At 27.7% G+C, this 14,431-nt stretch carries 13 protein-coding genes and 1 other annotated feature (1 of these 14 cut by a window edge); of the genes, 9 read left to right on the plus strand and 4 right to left on the minus strand.

Going from position 1 to position 14,431, the window contains the following annotated elements; genetic code table 11:
• Positions 1 to 3: a binding site (T-box leader), on the plus strand (it extends 211 nt beyond the left edge of the window).
• Between the two features lie 266 nt (positions 4 to 269).
• The 6 genes from argC to KGF36_RS07440 all read left to right on the plus strand — a co-directional run bounded on the left by argC (position 270) and on the right by KGF36_RS07440 (position 6,545).
• Positions 270 to 1,304, plus strand: coding sequence for an N-acetyl-gamma-glutamyl-phosphate reductase (argC, locus tag KGF36_RS07415; RefSeq protein ID WP_227850328.1), 1,035 nt, complete (start codon positions 270 to 272; stop codon positions 1,302 to 1,304).
• A gap of 41 nt (positions 1,305 to 1,345) precedes the next feature.
• Positions 1,346 to 2,563, plus strand: a complete 1,218-nt coding sequence (gene argJ, locus KGF36_RS07420; protein ID WP_227850329.1) for a bifunctional glutamate N-acetyltransferase/amino-acid acetyltransferase ArgJ — start codon at positions 1,346 to 1,348, stop codon at positions 2,561 to 2,563.
• Positions 2,564 to 2,576: 13 nt separating this feature from the next.
• Complete coding sequence (gene argB, locus KGF36_RS07425) at positions 2,577 to 3,437, plus strand: acetylglutamate kinase (protein ID WP_227827953.1); 861 nt, start codon at positions 2,577 to 2,579, stop codon at positions 3,435 to 3,437.
• A gap of 52 nt (positions 3,438 to 3,489) precedes the next feature.
• Positions 3,490 to 4,683, plus strand: coding sequence for an aspartate aminotransferase family protein (locus tag KGF36_RS07430; protein WP_255287791.1), 1,194 nt, complete (start codon positions 3,490 to 3,492; stop codon positions 4,681 to 4,683).
• Positions 4,684 to 4,789: 106 nt separating this feature from the next.
• Positions 4,790 to 5,812, plus strand: a complete 1,023-nt coding sequence (argF, locus tag KGF36_RS07435) for an ornithine carbamoyltransferase (RefSeq protein ID WP_227827954.1) — start codon at positions 4,790 to 4,792, stop codon at positions 5,810 to 5,812.
• A 124-nt stretch (positions 5,813 to 5,936) separates the two neighbouring features.
• Complete coding sequence (locus KGF36_RS07440) at positions 5,937 to 6,545, plus strand: DUF4878 domain-containing protein (RefSeq protein ID WP_227827955.1); 609 nt, start codon at positions 5,937 to 5,939, stop codon at positions 6,543 to 6,545.
• A gap of 383 nt (positions 6,546 to 6,928) precedes the next feature.
• On the opposite strand, the gene KGF36_RS07445 is transcribed toward KGF36_RS07440, so the two are convergent.
• From KGF36_RS07445 to KGF36_RS07460, 4 genes are all read right to left on the minus strand, one after another.
• Positions 6,929 to 8,146, minus strand: coding sequence for a M20 family metallo-hydrolase (locus KGF36_RS07445; protein WP_227827956.1), 1,218 nt, complete (start codon positions 8,144 to 8,146; stop codon positions 6,929 to 6,931).
• Positions 8,147 to 8,364: 218 nt separating this feature from the next.
• Complete coding sequence (locus KGF36_RS07450) at positions 8,365 to 9,003, minus strand: ABC-2 transporter permease (RefSeq protein WP_227827957.1); 639 nt, start codon at positions 9,001 to 9,003, stop codon at positions 8,365 to 8,367.
• Positions 9,003 to 9,866, minus strand: coding sequence for an ABC transporter ATP-binding protein (locus KGF36_RS07455; protein WP_227827958.1), 864 nt, complete (start codon positions 9,864 to 9,866; stop codon positions 9,003 to 9,005). The genes KGF36_RS07450 and KGF36_RS07455 overlap by 1 nt, the downstream gene beginning before the upstream one ends.
• Positions 9,863 to 10,237: a GntR family transcriptional regulator gene (locus KGF36_RS07460; protein WP_227827959.1), complete on the minus strand. Its 375-nt coding sequence runs from the start codon at positions 10,235 to 10,237 to the stop codon at positions 9,863 to 9,865. Before KGF36_RS07460 ends, KGF36_RS07455 begins: the two co-directional genes overlap by 4 nt.
• Positions 10,238 to 10,659: 422 nt before the next feature.
• Between KGF36_RS07460 and KGF36_RS07465 the strand changes: the two genes are divergently transcribed.
• The 3 genes from KGF36_RS07465 to clpB are packed head-to-tail and all read left to right on the plus strand — an operon-like array spanning position 10,660 to position 14,248.
• Positions 10,660 to 11,004, plus strand: a complete 345-nt coding sequence (locus KGF36_RS07465) for a replication/maintenance protein RepL (RefSeq protein ID WP_227827960.1) — start codon at positions 10,660 to 10,662, stop codon at positions 11,002 to 11,004.
• A 16-nt stretch (positions 11,005 to 11,020) separates the two neighbouring features.
• A complete protein-coding gene (locus tag KGF36_RS07470) occupies positions 11,021 to 11,617 on the plus strand; it encodes a hypothetical protein (RefSeq protein WP_227827961.1) in 597 nt (198 codons plus the stop codon).
• A gap of 36 nt (positions 11,618 to 11,653) precedes the next feature.
• Positions 11,654 to 14,248 (plus strand): ATP-dependent chaperone ClpB, encoded by a 2,595-nt coding sequence (clpB, locus tag KGF36_RS07475; protein WP_227827962.1) that lies wholly within the window; start codon positions 11,654 to 11,656, stop codon positions 14,246 to 14,248.
• Positions 14,249 to 14,431: the final 183 nt, after the last annotated feature.

A 14,431-nucleotide genomic window follows, 5' to 3' on the forward strand; every position in this document is an offset into this window, starting at 1 on the left:
TGGTCTTTGACCAAGAGGCTTTTTTAATTTTAAATATACATTTGCAAATACTTTTTAATTTATAAGAATATTTATTATAATTATAATTTTACCAATAAGAGTGGTACCGCGGAAATTCGCCTCTTAGCATTATCAATGCTAAGGGGCTTTTTATTGTGAGTTAGATAGTTTTAAATTTATAAATTATCAAATGATTATCAAATAATAATATCAATCTAAAAAAATAATTCAAAATATTCTTAAAATAATTGTAAAACGGAGGGAATAAAATGAGTAAAATAAAAGCTGGGATTATTGGAGCATCTGGATATGTTGGTGTAGAATTACTAAGATTATTAATAAATCATGAAGAAGTAGAAGTTACAGCTATAGGTTCAAATTCATACATTGGCAAAAATATAGTTGATGTATACCTAAGTATAGGTTATGAAAACAGTATGGTATGTATAGAAAACGAAAAAGTCATTGATATGTGTGATGTTGTATTTACTGCTCTTCCACATGGGGTAAGTGAAAAATTTGCAATAAAAGCAATCGAATCTAAAAAGAAAGTCATAGATTTAGGTGCTGATTTCAGAATAAAAGATGAAGAAATATATAGTGAATGGTATGGGGTATCTTTTATAGATAAAATTTTACACAAAAAAGCTGTATATGGATTAAGTGAGATATATAAAGAAGATATAAAAAATGCTGATATAGTTGCAAATCCAGGATGTTATCCTACTAGTATTTCTTTACCACTGATGCCATTATTAAGCTCTAAGTTAATAAAAAATAATAATATAATAATTGACTCTAAATCAGGTCTCACAGGAGCTGGTAGAGAGTTATCAACAAGTAGTCATTTTACAGAAGTTAATGAGAATATAACTGCATATAAAATAGGAAAACATAGACATACTCCAGAAATAGAACAAAATCTAAGTGAAGCGTATAAAGAAAATGTAGATGTAGTTTTTACACCAAATCTAATTCCAGTAAATAGAGGGATACTATCAACTATATACTGCATAAAAGAAGATAATGTATCTATAGGTGATATACATAAAAAATTGACTGATTATTATGAATATAAAGATTTTGTAGAAATACTCCCATTAGATAAGATAACCTCTTTAAAAAATGTTATATATTCAAATAAATGTGTAATATCAGTACATGAAAATAAAGATACATTAATAATCTGTTCAACTATAGACAATATGATTAAAGGAGCAGCAGGGCAAGCCATACAAAATATGAATATAATGTTTGGAATTGAGGAGACTACAGGATTAAAGCATATTGCACCATCATTTTAGGAATAGAAAAATACTAAACTCATATAAGTAGGAGGATAAAAATGGAGATTATAAAGGGTGGAGTTACAGTTCCAGAAGGGTTTGTTGCTTCAGGAATTCACTGTGGCTTGAGAAAAAATAAAGAAAAGAGGGACTTAGCTTTAGTTTATTCAGATATTTTATGTGATGCAGCAGCAGTAGTTACTCAAAATAAAGTTAAAGGAAATCCAGTTTATGTAACACAGGAGCATATTAAAAATGGAAAAGCACAAGCGATTATAGTGAATAGTGCTAATGCTAACACATTTAATGGAAAAGAAGGTCTTATAAATGCATATAAAATGGCTAAATTTACTAGTGAAAAATTAAATGTTAAAGAAGAGGATGTTTTGGTTGCATCTACTGGTGTTATAGGAAAACCATTAAATATAGATTTAATAGAAAAAAATATGGATGAATTAGTGAGTAATCTCAGTAAACAAGGTCATATTGGAGCAAGAGAAGCGATTATGACAACTGACATTATAAAGAAAGAAATAGCAGTAGCAATAATGTATGGAGATAAAAAAATAACTATTGGAGGTATGGCAAAAGGCTCAGGAATGATACATCCTAATATGGCAACAACATTGGGATTTATAACTACGGATGCAAATATCGATAGTGCTCTCTTAAAAGAAGCTCTAAAGAGTGCAGTTGATAAAAGCTTCAATAGAGTTAGTGTAGATGGAGATACAAGTACTAATGATATGGTAATGATTTTGGCAAATGGAAAAGCGAAAAATGAGAGAATGGATGAAAAAGATGAACATTATCAAGTCTTTTTAAGTGCACTTACATATGTTTGTATAGAACTTGCTAAACTTGTTGCTAAAGATGGAGAAGGATGCACAAAATTAATTGAATGCTATATAAATGGAGCACTAAGCGAAGAACATGCAGTAAAGTTAGCAAAAACAGTTATATCTTCTTCCTTGGTAAAGACAGCTGTATTTGGAGCTGATGCAAATTGGGGAAGAATATTGTGTGCTTTAGGTTATGCGGGTGAAGAAATAGATATGGAAAAAGTAGATATTATTTTTGAAAGCATGAAAGGATATATAGAAGTATGTAAACAGGGAAATGGGTTAGATTTTAACGAAGAAAAAGCGAAAAAAATTCTTGAAGATGATGAAATAAGTATATTAGTAGATTTGAACATGGGAAATGCTAGGGGAAATGCATGGGGATGTGATTTAAGTTATGATTATGTAAGAATAAATGGAAGTTATAGAAATTAGGAGGAAATGCTTAATGATTGATATAGAAAAAGCAAATACGCTGATAGAAGCTTTACCATATATAGAAAAGCATCAAGGAAAGACTATTGTAGTTAAGTATGGTGGAAGTGCAATGAAAAAAGATGGTTTAAAAGAGTCTGTTATGGAAGACCTTGTACTTATGAGTTATGTTGGAATCAATATAGTTTTAGTACATGGTGGAGGAGCAGAAATCAATAAAATGCTCGCTAAAGTAGATATAGAAAGTAAATTTGTAAACGGGCTTAGATATACAGATGAAGAAACCATGGAAATTGTAAAAATGGTTTTAGCTGGAAAGGTAAATAAAGATTTGGTAAATAAGATACATATAAAAGGTGGAAGAGCAGTAGGGCTTTGTGGGATAGACAATAATATGATTTTATGTGACCCATATAAAAATTATGAACTAGGATTTGTTGGAGAAATAAAGAAAGTAAATGTTGAACTTATAGAATCTTGTTTAAAATCAGGATATATTTCAGTAATTGCAACTATTGGAGTTGGAGATGATGGAGAGACTTATAATATAAATGGAGATACAGCAGCATCAGCTATAGCTAAAGAATTAAATGCAGATAAGTTGATACTTCTTACTGATGTGCCAGGTCTTTTAAGAGATCCAGATGAAGAAAAGTCATTGATAACAGAAGTTATACTAGAGGATGTTGATAAGCTATTTGATGAAGGTATAATTACTGGTGGCATGATACCTAAAATACATGGATGTGTAGACGCTTTGAATAATGGGGTAAATAGAGTTCATATTTTAGATGGAAGAGTTCCCCATTCTATAATAACAGAGTTATTTACTGATAGTGGGATAGGTACATTAATAAGAAAAGAAAATGAATAAGAAGATACGTTAAATATAAAGAAGATTATAAACTTAAGTGAGGATGATAAAAATGAATATAAATAACAATAGTATAGTTTCAAAATGGGAGGAATATTTCATAAATACATATAGCCAACCTGATTTTATTATAGACTATGGCGAAGGTAGTTGCTTTTTTGATACTAAAGGCAATAAATATATAGATTTTACAAGCGGATATGGAGTATCCTCTCTTGGATATAGTAATAATAATCTAAAAACTGCCTTAAAGAACCAAGTGGACAAATTATTACATACATCAAACTTATATTTCAATGGTCCAGTATTGTCTGTAGGAGAAAAAATAATTAATACAAGTGGATTGGATAAAGTATATTTTTGCAACTCTGGAACAGAAGCAAATGAAACTGCTTTTAAAATAGCAAGAAAGTATAGTAGTGATAAATATGGTGAGGGAAGAGGGACAATCATAAGTTTAAAGGATTCTTTTCATGGTAGAACAATGATGTCTTTGATGGCAACTGGCATGGATAAGTATCATAAATATTTTTATCCACTTCCCAAAGGCTTTAAATATGTAGAAAAAAACGATATTGAAGATTTTAAAAATAATATTGATTCAACTGTTTGTGCAGTAATTCTTGAAGCAGTTCAAGGCGAAGGTGGAGTTAATGTTCTTGAAAAAGATTATATTTTAGAACTTGTAAAAATATGTAAAGAAAAAGACATAGCAGTAATTTTTGATGAAGTTCAATGTGGTATAGCAAGAACAGGTAAACTGTTTGGATATGAATATTTTGATGTAAAACCAGATATTGTTACAATTGCAAAAGGTTTAGGAGCAGGAATACCAATAGGAGGAGTATTAGTAAATGAAAAATTTTCAAAAGTTTTAGGTAAAGGAGATCAAGGTACAACATTTGGAGGTAATTTATTAGCTATGGTGGCAGCTTCTGTTGTGTTAGATGAAATATCTAAAGAAGGATTTTATGAAGATGTATTAGAAAAAGGGGATTATATAAGAAAATCTATTGAAAATTTTAATAGTACAATCGTAGTAAAAACAAAAGGTATGGGCTTGATGATAGGAGTAGAAACTACTATTGAATCTAACATTATAGAAGAAAAAGCTAGAAAAAAAGGATTACTTGTTTTGACTGCTGGAAAGAATGTACTTAGATTTTTACCGCCTTTAACAATTAGCTATAAGGAGATAAATGAAGCTCTTGAAATTTTAAAAGATATACTACTAGAAGTTAATTAAGCTTTTAGAAGATATATTATTAGAATAAGAATGAAGGCATATAAAAATATATGAAACTAAAGATTGAGTAGCATTTAAATAAATTTACAAAAAGGGGAAAATCAATATGAATAATATAAGTTTAAAAGGAAAGAGTTTTTTAACATTAAAGGATTTCACTAAAGAGGAAATTAGATATTTATTAACTCTATCTAGTTATTTAAAAACTAAGAAGAAGGTTGGTATAAAAGGAGATTTATTGCAAGGCAAAAACATAGCATTATTGTTTGAGAAGACATCAACAAGAACTAGATGTTCGTTTGAGGTAGCTGCTCATGATGAAGGTGCTCATGTAACTTACCTAGGTCCCAATGACTGTCATATGGGTAAAAAAGAATCTGTATCTGATACAGCAAAAGTTTTAGGAAGATTTTATGATGGTATAGAATTTAGAGGATTTAAACAGGAAACTGTTGAAAGTTTAGCAAAATACTCTGGAGTACCTGTTTGGAATGGCCTTACAGATGAATATCATCCAACTCAAATACTTGCAGATTTTCTAACAGTAACTGAAAATGTAGATAAAGATTTAAATAAAGTTAAATTTGTGTATGTTGGGGATGCTAGAAATAATATGGGTAACTCGTTGATGATAGGATGTGCTAAATTGGGAATTCATTTTGTAGCACTTGCTCCTAAAGAGCTTTGGCCAAATGAAAAGTTAGTTGAAGATATGAGAGAGATATCTAAAAAGTCTAAAGGAGATATATTGTTAACTGAAAATATTGATGATGTAAAAGGTGCTGATGTTATATATACAGATGTATGGGTTTCTATGGGAGAAGAAGAACAATATGAAGCGAGAATAAATCAACTTAAAGATTATCAAGTGAATATGGATATGATAAAGAAAACTGAAAATGAAAATGTTATATTTTTACATTGTCTTCCAGCTTTTCATGATTTAGAAACTAAAGTTGGTCAAGAAATTTATGAAAAGTTTGGATTATCAGAATTAGAAGTTACTGACGAGGTATTTAATTCCAAGTATTCAAAAGTATTTGAAGAGGCAGAAAATAGAATGCATACTATAAAGGCTATTATGGTTTCTACTATGACTGATGTAAATATGAATAATAATTTAATATAAACATTTTTTAATCTAGGTTTATGTTTTGATAAAAGTGATAAATATTCTAAATATATTATTAAAAATCCTCATTATATGTTAAAATAACTTATGTATCAACAAATTAAGAGGGAGGATTTGAGATATGAAAAAAATCATATTACTTTTAACAACTTTTTTATTAGCAATATTTTTGACAGCATGTTCAAGTGCAAAACCAGAAGATACAATCAATAATTTTTTTAGTAGTGCAAAGAAATTTGACTTTGAAGGTATGAACAAAGTTATGGAAAATAATGATGAAAAATATAAGGATATACTAAAAGAATTAGAAACAGAAGACCCAAGTGCACAGTATGTTTTAGATTATCTAAAAAATAATGCATCTAAAATAACATACACAATAAAAGACAGTGAGATTAAAAATAATAATGCAAAAATTCAAGTAGAGTGTAAGTTTGTAGATTCAACACCATTACTTAAAGAAATAATAGCTGAAGCATTTACAAAGATGCTTGGCATGAGTTTTTCAGGTCAAGATTTAACAGATGAGAAAACAACTGAAATGTTAGTGTCAATCATGAAAGAAAAGCAAAAAAGTGTTGAAGAAACTTTTGTAACAAAAACTGTAGAGTTTGAATGTACTAAGAAAGATAATAAGTGGATAATAAGTTCAGCTAATGATGCTCTGGCTGATGTATTATTATCTAATCTTGTTACAGCAGGAGAAGAATTTTCTAACTCTATGAGTTAAGTTGAATATTAAATTAGAAATATAATAAAAAATGAATATATAATATTTATAAGGGATATCAGTTTTGGTATCCTTTATGTTTTTTAAGGTAAATAAATAAAAATCAATAGAAATATTAAAAATAATTTGAATGTTTATTTCCACTATTAGAAAGATATCCATTGTATAATATATATGATTTAAAATGAGCTAATTATGAATAGAATGTATAATTATAAGTAAGGTATATAGCTAATGGAAATGATAGATTTGATACTCTTGATGGGATATCAACTTTTATATATAAATAGAATTAGAAGGTAGCAATTATGGTTAGTTGCTACCTTCTTCATGTTTATTTTCATTTTTTTTAATACATCAGAATAGAGCGTATTATTATAAAATTATCTTAGATTAAGATTATCTAGTATTTTTAAAAATATTTTTACCGCAATATCTAAATCATTCACAGTAACATTTTCATTAGGATTATGACTTATACCTTCAGTACATCTTATAAATACCATACCTATATCAGTTATATTATCCATTTCTTGAGCATCATGACCAGCGCCACTATAAATATAAAATGGGTTGAGATTTAAATCTACAAAACTTTTTTCTATAACTTTTGTTATTTTATCAGAACATGGTACAGGAACATTTTCAAAAGAGAGTTCACTTGTATAGTTAAGTTTTCTATTTTGACATATACGAGTTATTTCATCAAATATTTTTATTACTGAAATATCAAGAATTTCTTGTGAACATGAGCGTACGTCAAGAGTAAAATCAACTCTTTCAGGAACTACATTTGATGATGATGGATAAAAATTCATCTTTCCAACTGTAGCAACTAAATCAGGAGTTATCTTAGCTATATTTTCAATTGCTAATACACATTCACAAGCACAACATCCAGCATCAAATCGCATATCCATTGGTAATGTTCCAGCATGACCAGATTTGCCATTTACTGATATTTTAAAACTCTTAAATCCTGTAATACTTGAAACAATCCCAGCAGGAAGAGAGTTGTTTTCTAAGACAGGACCTTGTTCGATATGGAATTCTAAATAAGCATCAATATCTTTTCTAGGGTGTAAATTTATTAAATTTTTAGTATCAAATCCAAATTTTGTCACAGCTTCTTCAAGTGTAATTCCATTTTCATCAACAGATTTGAGTAGCTCCTTTTTAAAAGTACCAGAAAAAACTTTACTTCCCATTAGAGATGTTTCAAATCTTGTCCCTTCTTCCTCAGCAAATGCAACTAATTTAACATTAAATGGGTAAGATTTATTATTATTTATAGCTTCCTCAAGTCCAATTAGAGGAACAATTATTCCTAGCATTCCATCAAATATACCTCCGCATTTTACACTATCTTGATGAGATGCAACTACTAATGTAGGTGCGTTTAAGAAAGTAGATTTATATGTACCTATAACATTTCCAATATCATCAATTTCAACATCAAGATTCAAACCTTTCATCCAAGAACTTATTAATTCAATCGATTTTTTATGCTCATCAGTTAATATAAGTCTTGTAAGACCTGTTGTTGTTGAACTTATTTTTCCTAATGTTTGTAAATAATCCATACATCTTTGTCCTAACATATGTACCCTCCTAAAAATATAATTGTCGACTAAATTTATCAGATAATTATATTATATCAGTATATTTGGAAAATAATAGGATGTTATTGAACAAATAAATAATAAAAAAATAAAAATCCTAGTAGAAATAAAAAATAAAAAATAAAAATACCATCAACTTTTACCTCGATAGTATTTTTATAAAATTATTTAAATATAAAAACTGGTGTTAATATATTTTATACTTCTTTTTTACAATAAATTTTTGTAGAAATAAAATATGAAATTACAAACAAAAAAATAGCAATAAATGGAAGAGAATAAACTAAAGTATTAAGTATAATCTCAATAGAGATACTTGAATTAAATCTTTCCAAAAGGCTTTTAAATCCTAATAGTACAGCAGTAGGAAGTAAAAAGCATGCAATCATTAATAAACGAGCTTTTTCTGTACCAAATTTATAAATAAGTGGTAAAATAAGGCTAGCAAAACATATTGAAATTGATAAAATTAATCCTGTAATAACTAAAGTCTCATCTAAAACAAGTGTATTTTTAAAATATCCAATAACGATGCTAATAATAAGTGAGAAAAATACACCTATAAAGCTAAATATTAACATAGTTAAATATTTACTTAATACAATAGCATTACGTTTGATAGGCATTGTAAGTACATAGCTATCCCATTTATTTAAATCATCATATGAAAATGTTGAGACAATCATTGTTGTACATAAAACTATAATAACACCCATAAAACTATTGTTATTTCCATCTCCCACAGAAGATATATATCCAAATACAATCATAAATAAAATCATAATTTTTATATTGCCTTTTAAATTAAGTAAGTCTTTTAAAATTAGTCCCTTCATTATTTATCACCTCTCACATAAAATAACATAATTTCTTCAATTGTTGTATTGTCAACTATAAGATTTGGATGTTTTGTAATAAATTTGTACTTGTCTTTAAGTAGTACTTCATATCCAAACTGGCTTTTACGATAATATGAATAATCTTCATTTGTAAGTTTAGCAAAATCATTAGAACTACATTTTAAGATACCCATAGTATCGATTAATTCATCTTTGCTTTCGCTAAATATAATTTTTCCCTTATGTATAAATGTAATATAATCTGCTATTTTATCCAAATCACTTGTAATATGTGAAGATAAAATAATAGAATGTTCTTCATCCTGTATAAAATCTAAAAATATATCCAATATTTCTTCTCTTACAATAGGGTCAAGTGAACTAGTTGCTTCATCTAATATTAATAACTTTGGTTTATGAGATAAAGCTACAGCAATACTAAGTTTCATTTTATTACCTTTTGAAAATTCTTTAATTAGTTTATTATTTGGAACTCTTAATTTTTTTAAATATTCTTTAAATAGTGTATCATCCCAGTTTTTATAGATATGGCTCATAATTTTTGAGATATTATTTGTATTTAAATTCTCATGAAAGTTGCTTCCTTCAAATACCACACCAATTTGTTCTTTGATTTCTTTTTCATTTTTTATGTTATCAAGACCAAAAATTTCGATATTTCCACTATCATAAGATATTAAATTTAAAATTGATTTTAATGTAGTAGTTTTTCCTGCACCATTTTCACCTACAAATCCCATTATAGAGCCTTTTGGTACTGAAAAAGATACATCTTGTAATGCAAAATTTTTGTAAGATTTGTTTAGGTTTTTTATAGTTATTGCGTCCATAATTATCATTCTCCCTTATATAATAAAAGTAAAATATCTTTTAACTCATCATATGTAATACCACTGCTTTGAGCTGTATCAACTGCTTTTTGTAGGTATTCTTCAATTAAACGAAGTTGTTCTTCTTTAACAAAATCCATATTTTTGCCAGATACGAAACTACCTTTACCAGTAACTGTTTCAATAAATCCATCATGTTCTAAATCGCTATATGCTCGCTTTGTAGTAATTACACTTATTCTAAGTTCTTTTGCTAATAATCTCATACTTGGAAGAGCAGTACCTTCTGGCAACTCTCCACTTATAATCATACTTTTAATTTGTGTAGTAATTTGTTCGTATATTGGCTTGCCACTTGAATTACTAATAACTATATTCAATTAGACACCTCCTTAAATTGTATATATAGTATATATACATTATATAAATATATATATACTATGTCAAGTAAAGCTATAAAAAAATAATTGGAAATATTATGCATTCAATAGTTTTACTTCATAGAAAGATTATTTTATTGAACATATTAAAATTTTTTTAAAAAATTTACAAATATTATTCGAAAATCTTACCAATAAATTGAAAATGCTAATTTTAAGAAATAATAAAGTTTAGCTTCTAGCTAAATAAAAGTTTACTTTACAGATAAACTTTTGCTGTTTTTGCTTTTGACATACATATTTTTTTGTAATATATTTATATTATCAATTAGAGATAAGGAGAGTGAGAAGAGATATTTAATTTAGAGAAGGCATTAAAAAAAGATTTAAATCAAGAATATACAGAGAGTAGAAATTTGATTATGAACAAAAGTAAATATATAAATGTTTGCTTTAAAAATTATATCAAAGTGGCAGAAGGAATGTATACTAAGAGAGATTTAATTCCAATAAAATTAATAAATTCTATGGATAAAAATAATAAGATTAGAAAAACATTACATGAATTATCTTGTGAATTTGAATATCCAAAGACTTCCTTGTCTTCATTGTTTACAGAACTAAAAAAATTAGATTTTTTACAGAGAGTAAAAAATGGTGAGTATATGATAAATCCACATATAGCATATAAAGGAAATCGAGCTGATAAAGAAAGTTTATTAGAAGAATATAATCAGATAAAAAGACCTAATAAGGTTAGTAAATAAGGAAGAAGGTTTTTATATGAGTTTAAAACTTGATAGAAATGTTCTACAGTGGTTTGATTATGTATTTGAAAATGAAGAAACTAGTTTGAGACATTATAATTTTGAATGTACATTAAAAGAGATTAGCCCCACTAGTTTAAACAAAGTAGCATTTATATTAGAAAAAAATAATTCTGAATACTGGAAGTTGTATTTTGAAATACCAGCCGAAGTTACTTTGAAACTTAGACAAAACATTCATCCTTTATTTAGAGAGTATATATACGAACAAATATCACTGTATAACGATAATCAAATTTACAATTTTGTAAATTCAAATTTATTAAAAGTGTTTAATAATATTGCAATTTACCAATATAATCTTTTAGAAAATCTATATACTATTGATTTTAGAAAGAGTTTTATAGAGAAATGCCAGTATTTGTTAATAGGTGAAAAAAGACTTATAGATGAAGACTTATATCTAAAAGCAAAATCAAAAGAAGTGTTTGATTTTTTTAACTCAGATGGAACCTTTAATCTGACATTAAGTTTTGACATACAAAAAAATGAAAGTTTGCTTGATAGTCTTTTGGAGCTTAGAAAATCAATAATCATAAATGAGAGAATTTAATTTATTTGGATATAATATTAAAATGGAGGGATTTATATGGACGTAGAAAAAATGACTTTAAGAGTTCAAAAAAGTTTAAATGAGGCTTATAATGAAGCAGTAAAAAATCATAACCAACAAGTAGATGTAATTCATCTTTTTTCAGCACTTATTAATCAAGAAGATGGGTTAATACCAAATATAATAGAAAAGATGAATATATCAATAGATTCTTTAAGAAATACTGTAAACCTTGAAATGGATAAACTTCCAAAAGTATATGGAGAAGGAGCAGATTCACAAGGAGTGTCAGCTACTAGAAAAATAAATGAAGTACTTATAAAAGCGGAAAGTATTTCTAAAGAATTTAAAGATTCATATATAAGTGTTGAGCATGTTATGCTTGCAATTATGGAAACAGAATCAAAATCAGTTGTTGGTAAAATATTGAAACAATATAATATAAATAAAAATGACTTTTTAAACGTTTTATCACAAGTTAGAGGTAGTCAAAGGGTAGAAACGCAAGACCCAGAAGGAACATATGATGCGCTTGCTAGATATGGAACAAATTTAGTAGATTTAGCTAAAAAAAATAAGTTAGACCCTGTAATTGGAAGAGATGAAGAAATAAGAAGAATTATAAGAATTTTATCAAGAAGAACAAAAAATAACCCTGTATTAATTGGTGAACCAGGTGTAGGTAAAACTGCGATAGTTGAAGGCTTAGCAGAAAGAATAGTAAGAGGAGATGTACCAGAAGGATTAAAAGATAAAATAGTATTCTCTCTTGATATGGGTGCATTGATTGCTGGTGCAAAATATAGAGGAGAATTTGAAGAAAGATTAAAGGCTGTCTTAAAAGAAGTTCAAAGTTCTGATGGAAAAATCATATTATTTATAGATGAGATTCATACTATAGTTGGAGCTGGTAAAACAGAAGGCTCAATGGATGCAGGTAACCTGATTAAGCCTATGCTTGCAAGAGGAGAGTTAAATTGTATTGGTGCAACTACTTTTGATGAATACAGAAAATATATAGAAAAAGATAAAGCACTTGAAAGACGTTTCCAACCTGTAATTGCAGAAGAACCTACTGTTGAAGATACAATATCTATACTTAGAGGACTTAAAGAACGATTTGAGATACATCATGGAGTAAGAATTCATGATAATGCTATTGTAGCAGCAGCAAAACTTTCTCATAGATATATACAAGATAGATTTTTACCAGATAAAGCAATAGATTTAATAGATGAAGCTGGAGCTATGATTCGTAGTGAAATAGATTCATTACCAACAGAATTAGATGTGGTTAGAAGAAAATTATTTACACTAGAAACTGAAAGAGAAGCTTTACTCAAAGAAAATGATGATAAGAGTAAGTCAAGACTAGAAGACATTCAAAAGGAAATAGCAGAGTTAAAATCTAAAAATGATGAAATGACTGCTAAATATGAAAAAGAGAAGAGTCAAATATTAGATATTAAAAATTTAAAATCTCAATTAGATGAAGCTAAAGGGAAAGCTGAAAAATATGAAAGAGAATATGATTTTAATAAAGCAGCGGAGGTTAAATATGGTGAAATACCTAAATTAGAAGAGCAAATAAAGAAATATGAGGAAAGTATGAATGATGGTTCTGAGAATTCACTTTTAAAAGAAGAAGTTACAGAAGAAGAAATATCTAATATTGTATCAAAGTGGACAGGTATACCAGTAACTAAATTAGTTGAAGGTGAAAGAGAAAAGCTACTTAAGCTAGAAGATGAACTTCATGAGAGAGTTATTGGACAGAATGAAGCAGTTACAGCAGTTTCAAATGCAGTAATACGTGCAAGAGCTGGTCTAAAAGATGAAAGAAAACCAATTGGTTCATTTATATTCTTAGGACCTACAGGAGTTGGAAAAACTGAACTTGCAAAAACTCTTGCTAGAAATTTATTTGATAGTGAAGATAATATAATTAGAATTGACATGTCTGAATATATGGAAAAACATGCTGTATCAAGATTAGTAGGACCTCCTCCAGGATATGTAGGATATGAAGAGGGGGGACAACTTACAGAAGCAGTTAGACGTGCACCTTATTCTGTAATATTATTTGATGAGATAGAAAAGGCACATGAAGATGTATTTAATATGTTTTTACAAATATTAGATGATGGTAGACTTACTGATAATAAAGGTAAGACTGTAGACTTCAAAAATACTCTTATAATAATGACCTCTAATATAGGAAGTAATTATTTATTAGAAGCAGGTGGAAACATAACAGATACTACTAACAGTCTTGTAATGAATGAGATGAAGCATCGATTTAAACCTGAATTTCTAAATAGAGTAGATGATATTATAATGTTTAAACCTTTAGACCAAGATAATATCAAGAAAATTATAGACATATTTATGGAAGATTTAAAAAATAGATTAAAAGAAAAAGATATTTCTATTGAAGTTACAGATTCAGCTAAAGATGTTATGGTGAGAGAAGGTTATGACCCTGTGTATGGTGCAAGACCTCTTAAGAGATATATAGGAAATACATTAGAAACTATAATTGCAAGAAAACTTATTGCTGGAGATATATATAATGGCTGTACTATAGTTATAGATGGGAAAAATGAAAATATTGAAGTTTTAGTTAAGTAATAAAAGTCAGTAGAGCAAAATGTGCGGTTTGATACATTATGCTCTACTGACTTTCTTGTTGATTAATTTTGATTAATTTTAATTAATTTATAGATTTATAGTTTTAAGAAGGAAAATATAATTATTTTTATTATTTATGTAATATAGGATTATTAATTGATTTTATATAAAATAACTATTTTT

Origin of the sequence: Clostridioides sp. ZZV14-6009 (assembly GCF_020658095.1) — a bacterium.
Taxonomy (GTDB): Bacteria; Bacillota; Clostridia; order Peptostreptococcales; family Peptostreptococcaceae; genus Clostridioides.